Genomic DNA, 20,477 nt, shown 5'->3' with positions numbered 1-20,477 from the left:
TTTAGAATGTCATGCTGAATTTTTGTAAAACTGAATTAGTGGCTTGATCAGCTTGGTCAATAAAGATGTCATATACTTCAACATTTCTATTGGTTAGCAAATCCAGGTAATCTTTACCTACTTTTCCCCAACTGGCCAATAATGGGTTGCCAACAATATAATATTGGTCATGTAATTCACTATTAATCTTAACTATGTTTTGTTGTTGACTCGTCAATCGGGCAGCAAGTTTAGGGCTAATAATATCGCCCCAGTATAGTTGACAAGGATTAAACCAATAAACATCAATTTCAATGTTTCTCGCGAGCGCTTCCAGTACTTCAATCTGTTGCTCAGGTAACGTTGAAATACCAAATACACTGACCCTAGCACCAACCATCGCCTGAATTGTTGCCTTATCGGCTTGCGCTAACCAATTTAACAACACCCTTTGCATTTCCGCTCGGTGTAATGCAGGAATGTTGTCCACATCGTCATAATCTGCTTCTACGTATCGAACAACTTCTCGCCACAATATGGCCTGCCACGCGTGTTGTTCTATATCGATATTGGGTTCTGTAAGTGGTAAATCATTATTGCCTTCCTGCCAGTGCGTCAACCAATGAGGTCGGTACATTAAGTAATTGTCGAGTACATCAGCTATTTTTTCGGCCAGTTGAAACAATCTAAGTTGATAAAAATGTTCACTTCCATTACTTGTATCAATTTTAGCACTTTCCAAAAAGTGGCTCAGAGCGTTAAATTCTGCTTATGGGTTAAAAACTGGGGTAATAACTTAAACAATATCCAGGTCATTCGGTCTTTATTAAATGGACTTTGTTCTGGAATATCTGGCATGGTTTTTTGATAAAGTCGCCAAATAAAGCTACTCGGTAACGGAAACGCCAAATTTGCTGCTATACCATTTGATTTTGCGATTTCTAGTTTAAGCCACTGCGCCATGCCGGGGCTTTGCACTAAAATCGTATCCGGGGTTAGTACAGAATCTACGGCATTGTCACTCATTTGTTTTGATAAAATGGTGACGAGAGCTTCAAGTCGATTAGATTGAAAAACATTCAGCATGAAAACAAGATCTTCGTTGTATCCTAGTTATCGCTTAACTCTAATTCAAATTGACTTGGTTTTCAGTGATTAATTTAAACTATTAAAAAGACCGTATAACTTTTATACGGGTAATTCCAAGAACAAGAATTAATTACACTGCACTGTGCCACCAAATGCCCATATTTTGATAGCAATCGATACTATCGAGCAACATATGAACCATTAAGCCGACCCCAATCCAACGTACTCTTTTAAAAAATAACAAAACACCATAAAGCAAAATAAAATAAAGTTTATGGAATGGATGAAAACCTATTGAACAACGGTTTGGGTCGTAGATCGGATCCGCAACGACATGGTCAATATCAACAACCATCGTTAACATCATAATGAGTAGTGGTTTTTGCCATTGTTTTGGTGCAAAAATTAAAGCAATGCAGCACGGCACTAGAAAGTGTAAAAATAAATGAAAAATAGTTAGCTCCTAGCTACAATTTAATAGACTTATATTTGCGATTCTAATGACTTACAGGCATCATCTCCACCATAAAACATTAGCATCGTGATTAAATTCTATGAAAATTATTTCTTTTAATATAAATGGCGTTCGCGCTCGAATTCACCAACTAACTGCGCTTATCACTAAACACAATCCAGATATAATTGGCTTGCAAGAAACTAAAGCACATGATGAAGTTTTTCCATTCGACGATATAACTGCTCTTGGATACTATCCTATAGTACATGGCCAAAAAGCTCATTATGGTGTGGCTATGTTAGTTCGCCAAGACTTAGTTGAACAGATCATCAGCGAAGATAAAGGCTTTTCGACAGATACAGAATTGCATCAAAAAAGAATGGTATCAGTGACGTTAAATACGCCCAAAGGCAATAAGTTAACAGTAATGAATGGCTATTTCCCACAGGGTGATAACCTTTCACACGAGACTAAATTTCCGTACAAACAGCAGTTCTATAAAGATTTAATGAACCACTTAGAGACTAATCAAACGCCCACGGAAAACTTGATTGTTATGGGCGATATAAATATTTCTCCAACAGATTTAGATATCGGAATTGGCGAAGTAAACCGCAAACGTTGGTTAAAAACTGGAAAATGCTCATTCCAACCGATTGAGCGCGAATGGCTCAGTGACCTTTTAAATTGGGGTTTTACTGATACGTTTAGGCAACTGCACCCTGATACTACAGAAAAATACAGCTGGTTTGATTATCGTTCTAAGGGATTTGATGACAACCGAGGCCTTAGAATAGATGTGATCTTAGCAACAAAATCGTTGACGGATACTCTAGTTGGATCAGATATTGACTATGAACTGCGCGGTATAGAAAAACCTTCTGACCACGCACCAATTTGGTCAACGTTTGAAATTTAAACTAAATTTAGCAATAAAAATTGAGAAAAGACATGAACAGTAAAATGATAACTAATTTGGCCATGTCGGCATTGATGATGAGTGCCTCTGCTGGCGTATTTGCCGACTATAAATTGGATAATGATAATTCAGCCTTCCACTTTTTATCGACTAAAAAACAAACAACCACTGAAGTTCATCAGTTTACTCAACTAAGTGGCACAATAAACAAGCAAGGCTTAGCAAGTTTATCAATTGATCTAAATAGTGTCGAAAGCAATATCGAGATCCGTAATCAGCGAATGACAAAAGAGTTGTTTGAAACGAACCTATACCCTCAGGCCGTTTTTACAACCCAAGTTAAACCTAGCGTTTATGAAAATCTAACCTTGGGCGAACACACAACAACGACCATAGAGGGAATGTTATCACTCCATGGTATTTCCCAAAAAATAACAACTGAAGTGATGCTTGTGAAAGGAAAAAACAAAACTCTGACAATAAGTACTATCAAACCGCTTGTGATAAATAGTGACCAATTTCAGTTAACTGGTGGTATCGATAAACTTAAACAATTAGCGGGACTAAGTTCGATCAGCTATTCAGTTCCAATTACGTTTTCCCTTGCATTTAGTCACCAATAACGATTAACAAATCAACTCTGGAGTTAACGATGATTGAAGTATATGGCGATGTAAATTCAGGAAATTGTTACAAAGTAAAACTTGTTTGTGAGTTGTTACAAGTCAAATATAAATGGATTGAGGTCGACATATTAAAAGGCGATACCAAGACCAATCAGTTTGTCTCTATGAATCCAAATGGCAAGATCCCGTTTGTTCGTTTTAGTGACGGCTTTTGCCTATCGGAATCTAATTCTATTATTAACTATATTGCAAATAGCAGTAAGTTTTACCCTTCTGATCCTAAAGCCCAAGCACTGATCCAACAATGGCAATTTTTTGAACAATACAGCCACGAACCATTTATTGCCGTTGCGCGCTTTATTAATAAATATTTGGGAATGCCTGAATCTAGGTTACAAGAATATAAAGATAAACAAGTCGGCGGCAATAAAGCGCTAACAGTTATGGAAAAATGCTTGCAAAGCTCCGCATTTTTAACAGGTGATACAATTACAACTGCGGACATTTCGCTCTATGCTTACACCCATGTTGCAGATGAAGGGGGTTTTGACCTCAGTCAATTTCCGAATATTTCAAATTGGCTCAAACGTATCGAAAACAACGAACACTACGTTGCTATTGGCTAATCTATTTATATTTATTGAAATCGATTTTGAAGTTTAAGGTTATCGCAGCGTTAAAATAAAAAGTGGCGCCGACTTTGGTCCAAAACCACTTTAGTAAAAAACGTTTAAATGATGACTCGATTACTATCGTCTATTATATTGTTAATTAAATGACTTGTTTGTTCTTTTGCTTGGATCAAACAGGTCATGTAATACACAGGCTAAGTCTAAAAATGTTAGTTTATTATCTGATTTACCCAGACGTTTATCTGCTTTACCTTCTAAACCAGGCTCCACAAGTGGCGTCAATTTAATCTTAGACTCTAACTCTCTGTACCATACTCGTAAACTTACAGGTAGTTGACTATTCGCTTTTAGACCCAGTACATAAAACGCTTGTACAGGAATACTTAAAAACAAAATCGTCATCGCAAATGTAAGATTTATCTGGCTTGTTCCAAAAAACTGTAAATGCAGAAACGCAGTTACAATTGCAAGTGAAGGCATTAGTGTCAAAGACAACAACGCTAGTTTCACCGCCCTTGTTTGGTCAAACATCGCCAAATAGGGTTCTCGTTTTGGCCAAAGTTGGCTAAAATCATATCCGGTTTTTAGAGTTTTAATTATTAGCAAATTTCACTACCTCTTAAATAGACTCACTACCATTAAAGATAACCTAATTCTCAACACCGTCAAAATACAAAATGGACATTATCACTGGATAATCAATTTTTGCGCTATTTATCAGCTATCTAAGTACCATATTTTTATCTAAATGTTATTTACAAGTTATCCACAAGCGAATTTAAAAACACCGACTTATCCACTATTTACATCAAGTTTATACTTGCTTTTGTTGTCTATTTGTTCATAGGTTAAAAGTCAGGCCCAAATCCGATTACTTAAGCAACTACGTGCGTATGTTATTTGTTCGGTGACAATATTTAACCACTTGTTAATACATATTATTATCAACAACTTACAGACTATAACAGAGTTACTCAACAGAGTTATCCACACAATCTGTGGAAAAGTATTAAGCACAGTTGATAACTGTGTAAATAAACAGGAGTTTAACAACGTTGTAGAAAATAACGTTAGACTATTTTAAAGGTTTTAGACTGCTTTTTTGTTTAAAGCATAGTAATATAAAAGGCATCGGTTACTAGATCGAATAAGGATATCGGCTTCATGCCTAAACAAACATTACACCTTCTAGACGGAGAGTTTTCAGTACACAGTTTCGTACCAGAAACGCCGGTACCTCAAGTCGTTTTGCAATCTGATATCTTTTTTATAGGTAAAACTGCAGACGAGTTATCTATTGTTTGCTCTTCTGATTTAAAATTAGAGAGCGACGAGCAAGAGGATGGCTGGAAGAGTTTAGAAGTTATAGGGCCATTGGGTTTTTCATTGACAGGGATTTTGTCAGACATTAGCGGCGTACTCTCTGCTGCTGATATCAGCATATTCGTAATTTCAACATTCGATACTGACTACATTTTAGTTAAAAGTAAAAATGTTGAAGCCGCGATTATTCATCTCGAAAAAGCCGGCTACAAAATAAGGGCTGAGATTTAGTAAAACCATGATTGGTCAATCCAGTAAAATAGAATTTAAACAAGGGGCCACTGTAACTGGGGTACAAATACCTGCTCCTATATCGGGGAAAGTCTCCAGAATTTCATGCCCATTAGTCAACCAATTAGGGTGTGGCGTAAGTATTACTCCGACGACAAGTCAGGTAACCGCACCGTTTAATGCCCATGTGATTGCTATTGATATCTCAATCGGCCAGATCGTTTTACAAGCAAAAAACAAGCTTAAACTAGCTATTCAGTTACCTTTTGAATACAAACAAAACTTGGGCCTAGGCATTAAGATTTTAGTTAAATTAGGTCAAGCAGTAACCCTTGATCAACCATTAATGGAACTTAACCTTTATAAGATGAGTCACAACTCAACACCGACCCATCTTTATATCTTTTGGTTAAATGCTCAAACGATAAAACGAATAGTCGTACCAAGAACTCACGTCGAGCATGGTGCAGACCCTTTATTTACCTTAGTGACAGAATAAATAAACTATGAATACAACAACTATATTTGGTATTAAGAACTGCGATACCATAAAAAAAGCGCAAAAATGGCTAACCACACAAGACATCTCTTTTACATTTCACGACTACCGCAAAGACGGCATCGAACACCAATGGCTTGTTAATGTATGTAAAGAACTTGGTTGGCAAAATGTATTAAACAAACGTGGTACAACTTTTCGACAACTAGACGATTCGACAAAAGAAGCCATGGACGAATCATTAGCGATTAAATGTATGCTAGACGCTCCAGCGATGATTAAACGCCCTATTTTATATACAAACGGTAATTATTACCTGGGTTTTAAACAAACTGATTACGAAACACTTTTTGGCAAATCTTAATATGCAAATATCTCCAACAATTGAATTAACTCAACAACTTATAAGTCGCGAGTCTGTAACTCCAGAAGATGCAGGCTGCCAACAGTTAATGGCTTCTCGTCTTGAAAAATTAGGTTTTAATATCGAATCGATGTTTTATGTCGACACATTAAATATGTGGGCACGAAAAGGCACAGAAGCGCCGGTGTTCTGTTTTGCAGGGCACACCGATGTTGTACCGACAGGAGATGTTAAAAACTGGTCTACACCACCTTTTGAACCTGTTATCAAGGACGGTCATATTTTTGGTCGTGGTGCAGCAGACATGAAAGGCAGTTTAGCGGCTATGGTTGTCGCAACAGAAAATTTTGTCAAAGCTCACCCAGATCATAAAGGCTCTATCGCTTTTTTAATTACCAGTGATGAAGAAGGTCCATTCATCAACGGCACGATGAAAGTCATTGAAACGTTAGAAGCCCGAAATGAAAAGATTGATATGTGCATTGTTGGTGAACCTTCTAGTACCAACTATTGTGGAGATATCGTAAAAAATGGCCGTCGGGGGTCTTTAACAGGCGATTTAACGGTTAAAGGTGTGCAAGGCCATGTCGCTTATCCGCACCTTGCTGAAAACCCTATTCATAAAGTGTCGCAATCTATTTTCCAATTGACGCAAACACAATGGGATCTGGGCAATGATTTTTTCCCACCTACCAGTTTTCAAATATCAAATATCAATTCTGGCACTGGCGCTGGGAATGTTATCCTGACGATGTTGAAATCATGTTCAATTTTAGATATTCAACTGAAGTGACCGCTGAACAACTTGTTCATCAAGTTGAAACATTGTTTAACGATAATGAACTTAACTACGAGTTAAAATGGACATATAACGGTCTACCGTTTTTAACAGACGAAGGTACGTTAGTCGACGCTGTTAACATAGCAGTTGAAGAAGTTACCGGGAAAAAGCCACAACTACTAACGACAGGAGGCACGTCCGATGGTCGTTTCATTGCCCCTACTGGCGCGCAAGTCGTTGAATTAGGCCCATGTAATGCGACGATACATAAAGTAGACGAATCTGTTGCTATCGCAGATTTAGATCAACTAACTGAAATGTATTTTAAAGTTTTAGAAAATGCCCTATTACCATAATTTAGGAAAATAATTAGTTAATGAAAAAATTGGATCTAACCGGCAAGGACACCGCTAATATAATCTTTCAATCAAATGGCGTCGCAATACATAGCGACGTTATAGAGCCTTATAATGCCTTACAAACTGCAGCATTTGATGCCGGTTTCGACATGCAGATTGCATCAGGATTTAGAGACTTTGAAAGACAGTTAAAAATATGGAACGGCAAATATTTAGGTATGATCCCAATTTTTGATGACAATCAAATACAACTTGACGTTGATACCCTTGAACCCTTCGAGCGAATAAAAGCTATTTTGAGGTTTTCCGCGCTTCATAGTGCGAGTCGTCATCATTGGGGCACTGATTTTGACTATTACGATAAATCTACTTTTGATCAAACGTTGGGGCTTAAATTGGTAAGTTCTGAATATCAGGGCGACGGACCGTTTGCTAATTTACACCAATGGCTACTAAACAATGCTGAAAACTTTGGCTTCCATTTCCCTTATCTAAACCACAATGGCGGTATTGCCGAAGAACCTTGGCACATGTCTTATCACCCGCTATCTTCAGGCTATTTGGAATTACTTGAGTCGGAACCAAAGATATTGTTCGATTTGATCATAAATGAAGATATAGCTGGCAAAACCACGATACTTAGGAATTTTGAGCATATACTTGATTACTATATTTTGAACGTAAATCGAGTAGAGTAATGTCAGGATTTGCAATTGTAATTATTGTTATCGCGCTTGGTATGATAGTCGGCAACATTATGCTGTTAAAACACTCCGCAAAATTTTCAATGAAGAACCTAAAACAGGAGCCCATTGAAAATTCGAAAAATCAGATGAGAAATCATCTGAGCATACAAAGGTTAACGATAAACCTACAGATGAGTTGTAGGGGAAAAAGACAAGCTTTCACCCGCAACCGTTAAGTACACAGTACCATCTTGAATCGTGACTTGAATAGCCATGGTACGCTGCAATGCTGCAACAAGTTGTTGTCCGATGGTAGAAGGTACAGTCACAACCGAAATGTTATCTTTAACGCTAATTTTATTCTTTTGCTTAGCCCAAAACTCATTAAAAAAGCCGTCCTCGTAAGCATAGATAGCCATTTTATTCGATTGGTTACTGCCTTTTTTCACTCGAGATTCTGACGGTTGGCCTAACGCAATCCAAAGTTCAATAACATCAGACATGTCTTTTGCCATAAGTCAGGCTCGTCTGTGTCACTTAACCCTTTGGTAAACTCGAGTGTTTCTGACGCATTTAAAATAAAGGCTAATAAGCGTAACATCATGCGCTCACTTGTTTCTGATGGATGTTTTGCAACCGTCAGTTGGTGGTCATTATAATAATTTCGATCTAGGTCAGTAATAGACACATCAAATTTATAAATCGTTGCTTTTAAAGCCATAGTCAGTTTTTACTCTTCAAATAAGACAGGTTGGTTTTAGCCAACAAATACATAAATACAAATACCGTTAACCCGGTTGCTGAAAAAACCATGGTCATTACCAAAATTTGATACCGGGCAGCAATGTATGGTTCTACGCCGGAAAGTATTTGACCGGTCATCATACCTTAGCAAGGATACAACGCCGACTGCCAACATGGAATTGATTACTGGGATCATAGCGGCTTTTATCGCAATATTTTTAGCCAGAAGCTACTGTGTGATATTCAAGTTCAGCAACAAATCGCTCCAACGCAAGGCTAATCGCGGTCATACTGCTACTAAATAGCATACCACCAAGTGGGATCAAATATTGTGGGTTGTACCAAGGTTCAATTCTCAAAACCCCTGAGTTATAAAAATCAGAACAAGGCCGCTGCCAATTAATATAGAAATTAAGGCGTGGCGAAATAACACAACCGTTTTAGTTTTAATAACATTAAGAGCAAGCCAACTTGCTATCAACATCATTAAAAATATCAACAAAGTGATAAATAGAGGGGACGCTTGTTGAAACACCCACAACAGCGCATAACCGACGACCATAAGTTGCAATAACATACGAGCAATAGAGATAGTGGGCCCGGTCACCGGCATTTTAGAGCGGTACATGAGAAACAAAACAGCGCTAACAGGAACAAATGATAGCGCCACGTCAATCAGTTCAATTTGTTGAGTCACAAAAGCGTCCGTTGGTTTTTTTGGATTTCAAACAACTTTGAAATATTAAAGCGTTTAGTCAGTTGAGTTTGCAAATACTCTACGTTTTTTCGCCCGATATCTGTTTCACCATCTATAAAGTTAGCAACCCACCCAATAACTGCGCCACCTGAATTTATTATCGACTCCGCAGTTAACAGCGCATGATTTAAACACCCGAGTTTAATACCTACCACCAATAAAACAGGTAATTTTTCATTAACGACCCATTCAGACATCAGCTCTTCATTATTAAGGGAAGATGCCAGCCCCTGCTCCTTCTATTAAAGTGTACTCCGCTCCAGGAACTTTTGAACTAAGCAACGAAAGCAGCGATGCATCTAAAACCTTATTCTCAAGCTCTGCTGCAATATGAGGTGCTATGGGCTGTTGATATAATATGGGATTTATTTGATCTAACGAGTACACTTTATTACACGCTAACCAAAGATGATAAGCATCTTCATTTACCGCTTTGCCGTTAACCACCAATGATGGCTCAACACCAGCTGCGACAGGCTTAAATGGAAAAACCGAGTGACCACTGTGGATTAAGGCTTTTACTATTAAAGCACTGCAATAGGTTTTACCTACTTCTGTATCTGTACCAGTGACAAAAAACCGTGTCGGTAATTTAGCAAAATCCATAAACGCTATTTCTCCAACGTTATATAAACAACCTGATAGGTTGCGGGGATTGAATTGTCGCTACCACAATTATGTTGATATGCTTGTTCCATTTTTACCCATTTGTTTTTGGTCACTAAACCTTTGTTCTTACGATCTTTTACAAAATTAGCACCAAGTAACTTTAACTCTTTTGCAAGTGATAAAACAGAATCAAATTTTAACGATATAGTTGCCAATTCTGCATTAGTTTTTTTCCAATCACTTGAGTTAACGATCCGCTCGATGTCTTCAAAAGTCGAATATTGATGAATATGGGTATCGTTATCAACAGCAGACCAAGCTTGTTGCAATTCAATTAACGTACCGCTTACTAAAGTAGAAATAACGGCTTGTCCGTAAGGTCTTAATATTTGGTGTATCTCACTTAAAACGGTTTCGATATTGCACCACTGGATCATCAAACTTGAAAAAACCAAATCAAAGCAATTTGGTTGTAAAGGCAACTTATGACTATCACTTTGTATCTTAACGCCAGACGATGGATTTGTTTCTAACATGGATTTTGATAAATCAAGACTGATAAGTTGTGTTGTTAACAATTCTAACTCAGGCGCAAATAAACCCGGGCCGCACCCCAAATCCAAAATGCGTTTATATTTTTTGTTAGCTATCTTAGATAAACAAGTTTGCCCAACTCTTTGTTGTAACTGGGCTCCGCAACGATACGTTTGCGCTGAATTTGAAAAGCAAGTCTGGATCTTTTCTCGCTGAGACAATTGTTGAAACGTATCTTGCGCTATAAGTTGCGATTCAAATTGCTTAGTCATATGTACATTCTACTAAGCTTTTTACAAGAAAATCGATATCGTCATGGGTATGATCAGTTGTCAGTGTTAAACGCAATCGAGCAGCGCCTTTAGCAACAGTAGGATAACGAATCGCGGTGAGCCAAATTCCCTTTTGTTTTAATTGCTCAGAAACCGACAAAGCCACTTTCTCATCACCAATCCAAATAGGTTGGATTGCAGAGCCACTTGGCATCACGGTTCTGTTTGCGTTTTTCATTTTGGTTTTAAAATAGGCAATGTTGCTGTGTAACTTCTCTCTACGCCAATCTTCACTTACCATTTTCTTTAAATTCTCACTAACCAAATAGGTTTGCATTGGCGATAGATGCGTCGAATAAATAAACTCTTTTGAGTAGTTAGTAAAATAATCAATATATAATTGCGGAGCAATGACGGCAGCCCTTGTGCACCGACGCCTTTACCAAAGGTAACCACTAAAATGTCAATGTCACTAAAGGATAAATTCTGTTCTGCTAAACTACCAATCCCATGGGGTCCTAATACACCTATCCCATGTGCATCATCGACCATTACAAGACTACCTGCTCGACGAGCAACTTGAGATAAACCAGACAAATCTGGCGCATCACCATCCATACTAAAAATGCCTTCGGTTACCGTCAAACATCGAGTTTCATGTGCGTTTTTAGCCGTAAGAAGTTGCTCTAAACTAGAATTATCATTGTGTTTGAATCGCCATTGTTTGCAATAGCCTTGACCCTGCGAATTACTGCCGGATTCTAATAAGGACGCATGATTCAGCTTATCCTGAATCAGTAACGCGTTACCACTCAAGCTATTAAATAACGCTTTAATGACGCCCATATTAGCGGCAAATCCAGAGCTAAATAACAAACAACCAAAATCAATAGGCGCTTTGACCAGTTGCAACAACTGTTGCTCTAAATCGCGATGAATTTGATGGTAACCGGTAACTAAAGGACTCGCCATCGCACCGCTAAATAGACTAGTATTAGCTGACGATAATATCTGATTTGAATCAGCTGCTAGGCCTAAGTAATCGTTCGTCGCAAAGTTTAAATAATGCGAACCTTCGACTTCTATCAGCCTAGCGCTTTTAGGATTAACAAGTTGCGTTTTACGCAGCAAGCCAGACCGTTCTCGTTCAGCCAGCTGCTCCGCCACATACTGATGAAACATCGTATTACGCTTCGTAAAACATTTCTTTTTCAGCTGGTTTAGTCTGATCACTGATCTGTTCTAACAACGCAGCTTCTTTAGTTTCGTCTGAATAGTCTTTAGTTTGTTCAGAGTTAATCCCTAATTTTTGGAACAATTTGCGGTCAAAATGTTCATCAGGGTTTGCTGTTGTTAGTAATTTACAACCATAAAATATCGAGTTTGCCCCTGCCATAAAGCACATCGCTTGCATTTGTTCATTCATGCCTTCACGTCCAGCAGACAAACGAACAAACGATTTAGGCATCATAATGCGCGCAACTGCAATTGTGCGAACAAATTCAAAAGAGTCTAAATCATCCACTGAATCAAGTGGCGTACCTTCCACTTTAACCAACATATTAATTGGTACGCTTTCAGGATGGTGAGGCAAGTTTGCTAGCGCCATTAATAAGCCATGACGGTCTTTTTCAGACTCACCCAAGCCAACTATACCGCCAGAACAGACATTCATACCGGCAGTTCTAACATTATCAAGAGTTTCTAAACGGTCTTCATAAGTACGAGTCGTAATGATATCGCCATAATATTCAGGAGAGGTATCTAAGTTATGGTTATAGTAATCGAGGCCCGCTTCTTTTAATGCTAACGCTTGTTCTTTTGTAAGCATTCCGAGAGTCATGCAGGTTTCTAAACCTAGCTTTTTCACACCTTTAACCATTTCAATTACATAAGGCATGTCGCGGTCTTTAGGGTTACGCCACGCAGCGCCCATACAAAAACGAGTAGAACCAATCTCTTTTGCCTCTTCAGCTCGTTTTAGGACTTTTTCAACTTCCATCAAGCGTTCTTTTTCAAGTCCCGTAGAATAACGCGCACTTTGTGGGCAGTATTTACAATCTTCTGGGCAAGCCCCGTCTTAATTGACAATAAAGTGCTTACTTGGACATAATTTGGATCAAAATGTTCACGATGAACAAGCTGTGCTTTAAACATCAAGTCGTTAAATGGCATTTCAAACAAGCGTTTTACTTCTTCGTGAGACCAATCGTGGCGTATTTCTGCAGACATAATTTAATCCAAATAATCAAAAATTGATGAATTTTAAAAGTCGGTAGTCTATCCTGCGCAAATAATAAGTCAATTTAAGACTTACACAAAAGTTTACAAGTGAACAATTTATGACCACAAAATCTGTAAAAAGTAATATACCTACCCAAACTGTCGATTCAACATTTGATTTAAATCATGTATGGCATCCATATACCTCGTTAAAAGATCCGTTACCCTGTTATCCCGTAAAGCGAGCGGAAGGTGTGTATATAGAATTAGAAGACGGCACCAAGCTAATTGATGGCATGTCCTCATGGTGGTCAGTAATTCATGGCTATAACCACCCTATTTTAAACAAAGCCGTAACCGAACAATTAGCAGATATGAGCCATGTTATGTTTGGTGGCTTAACCCATAAACCCGCCATTGATTTGTGCAAGAAGCTTGTTCATTTAACACCCGCTGGACTTGATAAAGTATTTTTAGCAGACAGTGGTTCTGTTGCAGTTGAAGTTGCCTTAAAAATGGCGATTCAGGCACAGTTAGGCAGAGGATTTAAAAGCAGAAATAGATTTATTACCATTAAAAACGGCTATCACGGTGATACGTTTGGCGCAATGTCCGTTTGTGATCCAGATAATTCGATGCATAGCTTATATACCGGTATTTTACCGCAACATTATTTTGTTTCAGCACCGACAATAAAACCCCATCAAGCATTTGATAATGCAGATATGGCTGAACTTGTTGACACACTAGAAAAACATCATTTAGAAATTGCTGCATTTATATTAGAACCAATAGTACAAGGTGCTGGGGGAATGAAATTTTATCATCCTGAGTACCTCTCTTTAATCCGTCAAATTTGTAATAAATACGGCATATTGCTTATTGCTGATGAAATAGCCACTGGCTTTGGCCGCACGGGTAAAATGTTTGCCTGTGAACATGCCAATATTTCCCTGACATCATGTGTGTTGGTAAAGCGATAACCGGCGGTTATATGAGCTTAGCGGCAACAATTTGTACAACGGAAGTCGCTAATGATATTGGAAAGTGTGAGGCTGGCGTTATCATGCATGGCCCTACTTTTATGGCCAATCCCCTTGCCTGCGCTGTTGCAAATGCCAGTTTGGCTTTGTTAAGTCAATATGATTGGCAATCTAATGTTAAGAACATAGAAACCCTACTCCGTTCAAACTTAAGTTCTTTAGCAGATTTAGATCACGTTGAAGATGTCAGGGTGTTTGGCGCAATTGGGGTAATAGAGATGTGTCAAAATGTCGACGTCGCGACGATACAAAAACAATTTATTGAACATAATTTGTGGATTAGACCATTTGGACGTCTTATTTACGTTATGCCTCAGTATGTGATCACAGATGAACAACTCACTGCACTAACCGATGGCTTAAATAGCGTAATCCGCGGACTCGAAGTTAAAGGTTAGATTAACACGTTGGCCGTTTAGGCCAGCGCACGGGACAAACAGAGCGTCACTTAATTGTTGTATTTTTGTTTACGTATTCGTAGCGAATAAAAATGCAGCGACGATGAGCACTAAAAAACCAAATTGTAACGTCTGTGGTCACTAGCTCGTTTAGATCGTCGTTGATTGATAAACAGCGTTAACATACTTATCGCAACGTTAAAATATAAGGTAATAAGCAGCCAATGTTTAAGTGATGCAACCCATACTGTTCTAACTGGCACATCATGGAACATCGCTGTTAAATAAAACACTTCGGGACGGGCATAGTGAAATAGCCCCAATGCAGCGACAAATACCATCCAAGATATAAGGTTAAGCACATTCAACATTATACTTAAATTATCAGGGCCCTTGCGGCGATTTTTACCATCCCACATTTTTACTCAACTTTAACTTGTGTACTCTAATCATAGTAACAACTTTATTCATAATTAGTAGACGGCCTCTATTATGCGCTTTATTTAGTAATTAGGTAAATTAATGGCAATCTGACAAAACAAAAACTTAACTACCAGAACCTAATTTAGGAAAGAGTACGTTATTTAATTAACACACTAATTCGTAAGATAGCTATTTCTGTGCCAATACCGTATTAGTTTGGCAAATAAATAAAAATTGCTAACTTATATCGGTTTTAAGTCTTGTATCTCAACTTGAACAAAGTAAAATTGGCCCCCACTTGAACATTATTGAAACTTCTGAAAACGAAAAATATGTCACATCAAACTGTAAAATCATTATTAGCTGGCGATACAAAAGCTGGCGAGACCGTAACCGTAAAAGGTTGGATAAGAACGAAACGTGACTCAAAAGCAGGGATCTCGTTTTTGGCTGTACACGATGGTTCGTGTTTTGATCCAATTCAGGCAGTAGTTCCAAACGAATTACCAAATTATAACGATGTGACAAAGTTAACAACAAGTTGTTCAGTTGCAGTTACCGGTACGTTGGTGCAATCTGAAGGTGCGGGTCAAAACCTAGAGATTCAAGCTGAGACAGTAGAGATCATTGGCTGGGTAGAAAACCCAGACACATATCCAATGTCAGCGAAACGTCATTCTATTGAATACTTACGTGAACATGCTCATTTACGTCCACGTACTAATATTATTGGTGCAGTTGCGCGTGTTCGTAACTGCTTGTCACAAGCAATACACAGATTTTTCCACGAACAGGGTTATTATTGGATATCCACACCAATAATTACTGCGTCCGATTGTGAAGGTGCTGGGGAAATGTTTCGCGTTTCAACGTTAGACATGGTTAACACACCATTGACTGACGAAGGCACAGTGGATTACAGCCAAGACTTTTTGGTAAAGAAGCGTATTTAACCGTTTCTGGCCAATTAAATGGCGAAACGTATGCCTGTGCTTTAAGTAAAATATATACGTTCGGACCAACATTCAGAGCGGAAAATTCTAATACAAGTCGTCATTTGGCTGAATTTTGGATGATTGAACCTGAAGTGGCATTTGCTGATTTAGGTGATATTGCGCAACTAGCTGAAGATTTACTTAAATATGTTGCAAACGCGGTATTGACCGAGTTGCCAGACGATATGCAATTTTTTGCACAGCGTGTTGAAAAAACAGCGATTAGCCGCCTAGAAGCGTTGGTAACAAGTGATTTTGTTCGAATGAACTACACAGACGCTATTGAAATTTTGCAAAACTGTGGCAAGAAATTTGAGTTCCCTGTTGAATGGGGTATTGATTTATCTTCAGAGCATGAGCGCTACTTAGCTGAAGAGCATATTGGTGCTCCTATTATTATGCAAAACTACCCTCGTGACATTAAAGCGTTTTATATGCGACAAAATGACGACGGTAAAACGGTTGCTGCTATGGATGTCTTAGCACCAAGGTATCGGTGAAATCATTGGCGGTTCTCAACGTGAAGAACGTTTGGACGTTTTTGATGCTCGATTAGAAGAAATGGGCTTAGATAAAGAAGACTACAGCTGGTATCGCGATTTACGCCGTTACGGTTCAGTACCGCATTCAGGGTTTGGTCTTGGCTTTGAGCGCCTAGTTGCTTATGTTACTGGCATGCAAAACGTAAGAGATGTTATCGCATTTCCACGTGCGCCTGAGTACAGCAAACTTTTAACAAAAACACAAAAATGGTCCTGCTTTCTAAGTTGGGCCATTTTTAATAGTTACTTAAATTTATTATTAAACTGGAAATATTATGAACATACTTGGCGTTGAGTTAAACAACAAAGAAGCCGTTATTTGTATTATTAGCTTCGAACATGGGTTGTTTAACGTCAAAGAATGTCGAACTCGCGGTATCGGTACTAATACGCCTGAGACTAGCGAAGGCATGCAGCACTTTCAGTTTCAATTTAAAAAGTTAATTGAAGACTACAAGATAGATAAAATAGTAATTAAACAAAGACATACTCGAGGCAAGTTTGCCGGAAGTTCAAATAGCTTTAAAATGGAAGCCGCCATTCAATTAATTGAAGGCGCTAATGTCGAGTTAATTACAAATAACGAAATAAAAGATAACTTAAAACATAATCCTATGGAATATTCCATGAAGGATCTTGAGTTAAGACAATTTCAAGAACAAGCTTTTTACACTGCGTACACCTACGCTTTAAGTTTAAATAAGAGCGAATAATAATAACGAGCATAATATGCAAATAAAGGTTTTGGTTGTTGATGATGTAGCAGACATTTTGCACCTCTTCAAACACCTTCTGAATCAATTAGGCTATCAGGACATAACCTTAGTAAGCACCGGGAAAGAAGCTTTAGAAATAATCCAAAATGAACAATTTGATTTGGCGTTTTTGGATATTGAATTACCTGATTTGTGCGGGACTGTCATTCTAGACCAGATCCAAGCAAGCGACAGCAATACAGATGTTGTCATGTGCTCCGCCCATAATTCGGTAGAAAACGTTAAATTAACTTGGGATAAAGGCGCAAAAGGGTTTTTAACGAAACCGATTTCGCCCCATAAACTTAAAAATTTACTCAAACGACTTAATCTCGAGACTGTGCAAGTTGCTTAATTGCAAATTATTACAGCGATTATGACTTCTATATGTGTCGCACTTATTCGACTTTTAGCGACACATATGACATGTTTTAGTCCTTAGGCGTTGAAGATGGAATATATATGAATGCCCTATTATTAAGTGCCTCAAAAGAAGGCAATACTGAATACTTGGAACATGCTTTACCCATAATTTCAGAATTTTTAGCTGACCGTACAATAGTTAATGCTGTATTTATTCCGTTTGCTGGCGTCACAATTAGTTATGGTGAATATACGACTAAGGTTAAACAAGCGTTAGCTTCATTGCCTTTTTCGATTAAGGGTATTCACGAGTTTAATGATTACCAACAGGCGTTAAAAGATGCTGACGTGATCATCGTTGGCGGTGGAAATACGTTCGAGTTGTTAAATCAGTTATACAATCATGATTTACTAGATGTCATCCAACAATCTGTTGAAAGACATACTTACTATATTGGCTGGAGCGCAGGTTCAAATATTGCCGGACAATCAATCAAAACTACCAATGACATGCCAATAGTGCAACCTCAGTCATTTACGGCACTTAATTTAGTGCCTTTTCAACTAAACCCTCATTACACCGATTTTCAGCCTCCAGACCACAACGGTGAAACGCGACAAATGAGAATTGAAGAATTTATGGTATTGAACCCTCTCGCAACGATTGTCGGCATCCAAGAAGGAAGTGCACTACAACTAAATGGACATTCTCTATCACTTAAAGGCAATAAAGACGCTTTTATATTTAAGTCTGGCGGTAAGACCATTGTTCAACCGCAACAAGATCTTTCAGAGTTGTTAAAGTGAAAGTTTGTTTTCTAATTTTATTACTTGAAGAGTAAAGCTGTTGTTATTTGAGACAAAACCAATTGCACTAGATGTTGGCGACATTAACATCTTAGATTCAGCCAAATCATACCTTAGTGCGTTACTAGAGCACATTTCAAGAGCTGAAAAACGGATCTACATTACCGCGTTGTATCTGCAAGATGATGACGCAGGTAAAATCATTTTAGATGCGCTATATCAGGCCAAACAACTTCGTCCTAAGCTTAATATTAATGTATTTGTAGACGCTCACCGAGCTCAGCGAGGACTAATTGGCGAAAAACAACAACTTGGTAACCGCGCACTTTACCTTAAGCTCGCACAACAATATGGCGATACCATTAATATTTATGGCGTAGCGGTCAAAAATAAAGAACTATTTGGTGTGTTACATCTCAAAGGCATGGTATTTGATGATCATGTACTTTATACCGGCGCGAGCATTAATGATGTTTATTGTCATCAACATGACAAATACCGCCTTGATAGATATTACATTTTAAACTCCAAGTCATTAGCCGATAGCTTCTGCCAATACTTAGATACTGTATTTATCGATTCTGCATTAGCCCCAAAGCTTAATATCGAATATTACCCAGATCTTCAAACTCGCAAAACAATTGTTCAGAAGTTAAGAAAGTTATTGGCAGTTACGCAATATAAAACAAAACAATATAGACCTTTAAATTGTGAACTTACCGTTAAACCGCTTGTTGGGTTTGGAGCTAGAAATAATCAACTAAATAAGCATATAAGAAAGACAATACAACGCTCTGTCGATAAGGTTGTTATATTTACCCCTTATTTTAATATGCCAAAAGTATTAGTCCGTGATCTTGCAAAAGCGTTACGACGTGGCGTTAATGTTGAAATTACCGTCGGCGATAAAACTGCAAATGACTTTTATATCGAAGATCCTGACAAGTTTTCAACCATTGGCGCGATACCCTATTTATATGAAATTTTGTTGGTTAGATTTGTTAAAAAGTGGCAGAAATACATTTTGTCTGGGCAATTAACCATCCGCCTATGGAAACATGACAAAAATAGCTATCATCTAAAAGGCATTATTTCTGATAGTAGATACCACTTAATTACGGGCAGTAATGTAAACCCAAGAGCGTGGGCATTAGACCTTGAAAATGGTTTACTCATTGACGATAAAAACGGAGTTTTGAACGAACAGGTCGAAAACGAACTTGCCCAAATTTATCAAAATACAACGGTTGTTAAGTCGGTTACAGAACTACAATCTTTGCGTGACTATCCACAAAAACCACAAAAGTTAATTAAAAAGCTGCGGTTAACTCAAATTGATAGGTTGTTAAAACGACTTCTTTAATGACTAAAAAAAGTGCTTTAACACAATCATGCGATTAAAGAGTCGGTCAAAATAGGTACATTTGAGAGCTGAACTTAAAAAGCGATAACTCATTTTTAGCAAAACTTGTTATCGCTTTTGGTACTAAGGTAAGGTCGATTGAGTTCGGCGCTAATCTAGTACTTTAGAGAACTATTTGACCGCTAAGCGATTATTGACATCCCTACTTTGCTTAATCAAAGAGGTATGGTCAATATCCTGAGTTGATTTAGAAAATCGATCGTACAACAACACATTGACCGTTGCGGCTAAATTCAAACTGCCTTTAGTTGGAATATAAACAACAGCGTCTGCTTGGTCGACCCACTCTTGCTTTACCGAACTATCTTCTGGACCTAATAAGTAAAATGCTTTTGGCGGGTGATTAAATTCGTTTAAAGGAATCGCCCCTTCAACCAATTCAATGCAGATTAGTGGTACTTCTTTCGGTTTTTCCGCAAAAAATCGTCAACATGAACAAGTCCAATATCAGCCGATATATTTTGTGTATCGGTATGAAATTTTTCGCAATATCATACCGATTCCCAGTATAAAGTACCTTATCCGCGCCAAAACAACCTACAGCCCGCATTACACCACCCACATTGGTTGGGCTCTTTGGGTTGGTCAAACATATGGTTACATCTGTCATAAAAACTCTAATTACAAAAAATTGCGCGCAGTTT

At 38.1% G+C, this 20,477-nt stretch carries 23 protein-coding genes and 7 pseudogenes; 15 read left to right on the top strand and 15 right to left on the bottom strand.

All coding sequences use genetic code 11. The annotated features are described in order from the left end of the window. Position 1 precedes the first annotated feature (1 nt). From PN838_RS01945 to PN838_RS01935, 3 genes are all read right to left on the bottom strand, one after another. The gene (locus PN838_RS01945; protein WP_272179604.1) at positions 2 to 721 is read right to left on the bottom strand and encodes an exodeoxyribonuclease V subunit gamma; all 720 of its coding nucleotides are present in this window, start codon (positions 719 to 721) and stop codon (positions 2 to 4) included. A gap of 8 nt (positions 722 to 729) precedes the next feature. Further along, positions 730 to 1,065, bottom strand: a complete 336-nt coding sequence (locus tag PN838_RS01940; protein ID WP_272179603.1) for an exodeoxyribonuclease V subunit gamma — start codon at positions 1,063 to 1,065, stop codon at positions 730 to 732. A 133-nt stretch (positions 1,066 to 1,198) separates the two neighbouring features. Then, positions 1,199 to 1,522, bottom strand: a complete 324-nt coding sequence (locus PN838_RS01935; RefSeq protein ID WP_215963046.1) for a DUF6122 family protein — start codon at positions 1,520 to 1,522, stop codon at positions 1,199 to 1,201. A gap of 100 nt (positions 1,523 to 1,622) precedes the next feature. On the opposite strand from PN838_RS01935, the gene xthA reads away from it, so the two are divergent. The 3 genes from xthA to PN838_RS01920 are packed head-to-tail and all read left to right on the top strand — an operon-like array spanning position 1,623 to position 3,696. Next, a complete protein-coding gene (gene xthA / locus PN838_RS01930) occupies positions 1,623 to 2,444 on the top strand; it encodes an exodeoxyribonuclease III (RefSeq protein WP_272179602.1) in 822 nt (273 codons plus the stop codon). 32 nt (positions 2,445 to 2,476) lie between these two features. Next, positions 2,477 to 3,067, top strand: a complete 591-nt coding sequence (locus PN838_RS01925; protein ID WP_272179601.1) for a YceI family protein — start codon at positions 2,477 to 2,479, stop codon at positions 3,065 to 3,067. 32 nt (positions 3,068 to 3,099) lie between these two features. Further along, positions 3,100 to 3,696 carry a glutathione S-transferase family protein gene (locus tag PN838_RS01920; RefSeq protein WP_272182493.1) on the top strand — a complete coding sequence of 199 codons (597 nt, stop codon included), beginning with the start codon at positions 3,100 to 3,102 and terminating at the stop codon, positions 3,694 to 3,696. 141 nt (positions 3,697 to 3,837) lie between these two features. On the opposite strand, the gene PN838_RS01915 is transcribed toward PN838_RS01920, so the two are convergent. Next, positions 3,838 to 4,308 carry a DUF412 family protein gene (locus PN838_RS01915; RefSeq protein WP_215962862.1) on the bottom strand — a complete coding sequence of 157 codons (471 nt, stop codon included), beginning with the start codon at positions 4,306 to 4,308 and terminating at the stop codon, positions 3,838 to 3,840. A 558-nt stretch (positions 4,309 to 4,866) separates the two neighbouring features. Between PN838_RS01915 and PN838_RS01910 the strand changes: the two genes are divergently transcribed. The 6 genes and pseudogenes from PN838_RS01910 (at position 4,867) to PN838_RS01885 (ending at position 8,181) form a co-directional block, all read left to right on the top strand. Next, the gene (locus PN838_RS01910) at positions 4,867 to 5,256 is read left to right on the top strand and encodes an ACT domain-containing protein (protein WP_215962861.1); all 390 of its coding nucleotides are present in this window, start codon (positions 4,867 to 4,869) and stop codon (positions 5,254 to 5,256) included. A gap of 7 nt (positions 5,257 to 5,263) precedes the next feature. After that, entirely contained in the window at positions 5,264 to 5,755 is a 492-nt protein-coding gene (locus PN838_RS01905; protein ID WP_272179600.1) for a PTS glucose transporter subunit IIA, read from the top strand. Positions 5,756 to 5,762: 7 nt separating this feature from the next. Then, positions 5,763 to 6,119, top strand: coding sequence for an ArsC family reductase (locus PN838_RS01900; RefSeq protein WP_272179599.1), 357 nt, complete (start codon positions 5,763 to 5,765; stop codon positions 6,117 to 6,119). Between the two features lies 1 nt (position 6,120). Next, positions 6,121 to 7,256: pseudogene (dapE, locus tag PN838_RS01895) on the top strand (succinyl-diaminopimelate desuccinylase). Positions 7,257 to 7,276: 20 nt separating this feature from the next. Further along, positions 7,277 to 7,957, top strand: a complete 681-nt coding sequence (locus PN838_RS01890) for a M15 family metallopeptidase (RefSeq protein WP_272179598.1) — start codon at positions 7,277 to 7,279, stop codon at positions 7,955 to 7,957. Next, a complete protein-coding gene (locus PN838_RS01885) occupies positions 7,957 to 8,181 on the top strand; it encodes a DUF2897 family protein (RefSeq protein ID WP_272179597.1) in 225 nt (74 codons plus the stop codon). The genes PN838_RS01890 and PN838_RS01885 overlap by 1 nt, the downstream gene beginning before the upstream one ends. Here PN838_RS01885 and PN838_RS01880 read toward each other — a convergent pair. From PN838_RS01880 to bioB, 9 genes and pseudogenes are all read right to left on the bottom strand, one after another. Next, positions 8,131 to 8,666: pseudogene (locus tag PN838_RS01880) on the bottom strand (YaeQ family protein). The gene PN838_RS01885 and the pseudogene PN838_RS01880 sit on opposite strands and share 51 nt — an antisense overlap. Positions 8,667 to 8,668: 2 nt before the next feature. Then, complete coding sequence (locus PN838_RS26880; RefSeq protein WP_370661081.1) at positions 8,669 to 8,827, bottom strand: ABC transporter permease; 159 nt, start codon at positions 8,825 to 8,827, stop codon at positions 8,669 to 8,671. A gap of 80 nt (positions 8,828 to 8,907) precedes the next feature. Continuing rightward, the gene (locus PN838_RS01875; protein ID WP_272179596.1) at positions 8,908 to 9,048 is read right to left on the bottom strand and encodes an ABC transporter permease; all 141 of its coding nucleotides are present in this window, start codon (positions 9,046 to 9,048) and stop codon (positions 8,908 to 8,910) included. Next, on the bottom strand, positions 9,045 to 9,386 hold the full coding sequence (locus PN838_RS01870; protein WP_272179595.1) for an ABC transporter permease: 342 nt from the start codon (positions 9,384 to 9,386) through the stop codon (positions 9,045 to 9,047). Before PN838_RS01870 ends, PN838_RS01875 begins: the two co-directional genes overlap by 4 nt. Then, positions 9,383 to 10,052, bottom strand: a pseudogene (gene bioD, locus PN838_RS25925) (dethiobiotin synthase). Before bioD ends, PN838_RS01870 begins: the two are co-directional and overlap by 4 nt. A gap of 5 nt (positions 10,053 to 10,057) precedes the next feature. Then, entirely contained in the window at positions 10,058 to 10,861 is an 804-nt protein-coding gene (locus PN838_RS01855) for a methyltransferase domain-containing protein (protein WP_272179592.1), read from the bottom strand. After that, positions 10,854 to 11,222, bottom strand: coding sequence for an aminotransferase class I/II-fold pyridoxal phosphate-dependent enzyme (locus tag PN838_RS01850; RefSeq protein WP_272182492.1), 369 nt, complete (start codon positions 11,220 to 11,222; stop codon positions 10,854 to 10,856). Before PN838_RS01850 ends, PN838_RS01855 begins: the two co-directional genes overlap by 8 nt. Then, the gene (locus tag PN838_RS01845) at positions 11,168 to 12,043 is read right to left on the bottom strand and encodes an aminotransferase class I/II-fold pyridoxal phosphate-dependent enzyme (RefSeq protein WP_272179591.1); all 876 of its coding nucleotides are present in this window, start codon (positions 12,041 to 12,043) and stop codon (positions 11,168 to 11,170) included. Before PN838_RS01845 ends, PN838_RS01850 begins: the two co-directional genes overlap by 55 nt. A 4-nt stretch (positions 12,044 to 12,047) precedes the next feature. Beyond that, positions 12,048 to 13,093: pseudogene (gene bioB, locus PN838_RS01840) on the bottom strand (biotin synthase BioB). Between the two features lie 110 nt (positions 13,094 to 13,203). Between bioB and bioA the strand changes: the two are divergent. Then, positions 13,204 to 14,525, top strand: a pseudogene (gene bioA, locus PN838_RS01835) (adenosylmethionine--8-amino-7-oxononanoate transaminase). 110 nt (positions 14,526 to 14,635) lie between these two features. Here bioA and PN838_RS01830 read toward each other — a convergent pair. After that, the gene (locus tag PN838_RS01830) at positions 14,636 to 14,944 is read right to left on the bottom strand and encodes a hypothetical protein (protein ID WP_272179590.1); all 309 of its coding nucleotides are present in this window, start codon (positions 14,942 to 14,944) and stop codon (positions 14,636 to 14,638) included. A gap of 336 nt (positions 14,945 to 15,280) precedes the next feature. Between PN838_RS01830 and asnS the strand changes: the two are divergent. The 5 genes and pseudogenes from asnS to pssA all read left to right on the top strand — a co-directional run. Continuing rightward, positions 15,281 to 16,660: pseudogene (gene asnS, locus PN838_RS01825) on the top strand (asparagine--tRNA ligase); the annotation flags it as partial. 100 nt (positions 16,661 to 16,760) lie between these two features. Continuing rightward, complete coding sequence (locus PN838_RS01820; protein WP_215962848.1) at positions 16,761 to 17,198, top strand: DUF3010 family protein; 438 nt, start codon at positions 16,761 to 16,763, stop codon at positions 17,196 to 17,198. A 16-nt stretch (positions 17,199 to 17,214) separates the two neighbouring features. Beyond that, positions 17,215 to 17,595 (top strand): response regulator, encoded by a 381-nt coding sequence (locus tag PN838_RS01815; protein WP_215962847.1) that lies wholly within the window; start codon positions 17,215 to 17,217, stop codon positions 17,593 to 17,595. 101 nt (positions 17,596 to 17,696) lie between these two features. Further along, positions 17,697 to 18,410 carry a dipeptidase PepE gene (pepE, locus tag PN838_RS01810; RefSeq protein ID WP_370661080.1) on the top strand — a complete coding sequence of 238 codons (714 nt, stop codon included), beginning with the start codon at positions 17,697 to 17,699 and terminating at the stop codon, positions 18,408 to 18,410. A gap of 40 nt (positions 18,411 to 18,450) precedes the next feature. Beyond that, on the top strand, positions 18,451 to 19,773 hold the full coding sequence (pssA, locus tag PN838_RS01805) for a CDP-diacylglycerol--serine O-phosphatidyltransferase (protein ID WP_272179588.1): 1,323 nt from the start codon (positions 18,451 to 18,453) through the stop codon (positions 19,771 to 19,773). Between the two features lie 171 nt (positions 19,774 to 19,944). On the opposite strand, the pseudogene PN838_RS26875 reads toward pssA, so the two are convergent. Beyond that, positions 19,945 to 20,443: pseudogene (locus tag PN838_RS26875) on the bottom strand (RNA methyltransferase). Positions 20,444 to 20,477: the final 34 nt, after the last annotated feature.

The organism is Psychrosphaera algicola (assembly GCF_028401425.1).
Classification (GTDB): domain Bacteria; phylum Pseudomonadota; class Gammaproteobacteria; order Enterobacterales; family Alteromonadaceae; genus Psychrosphaera; species Psychrosphaera algicola.
This window is presented reverse-complemented; position numbering and strand designations above follow the sequence as displayed.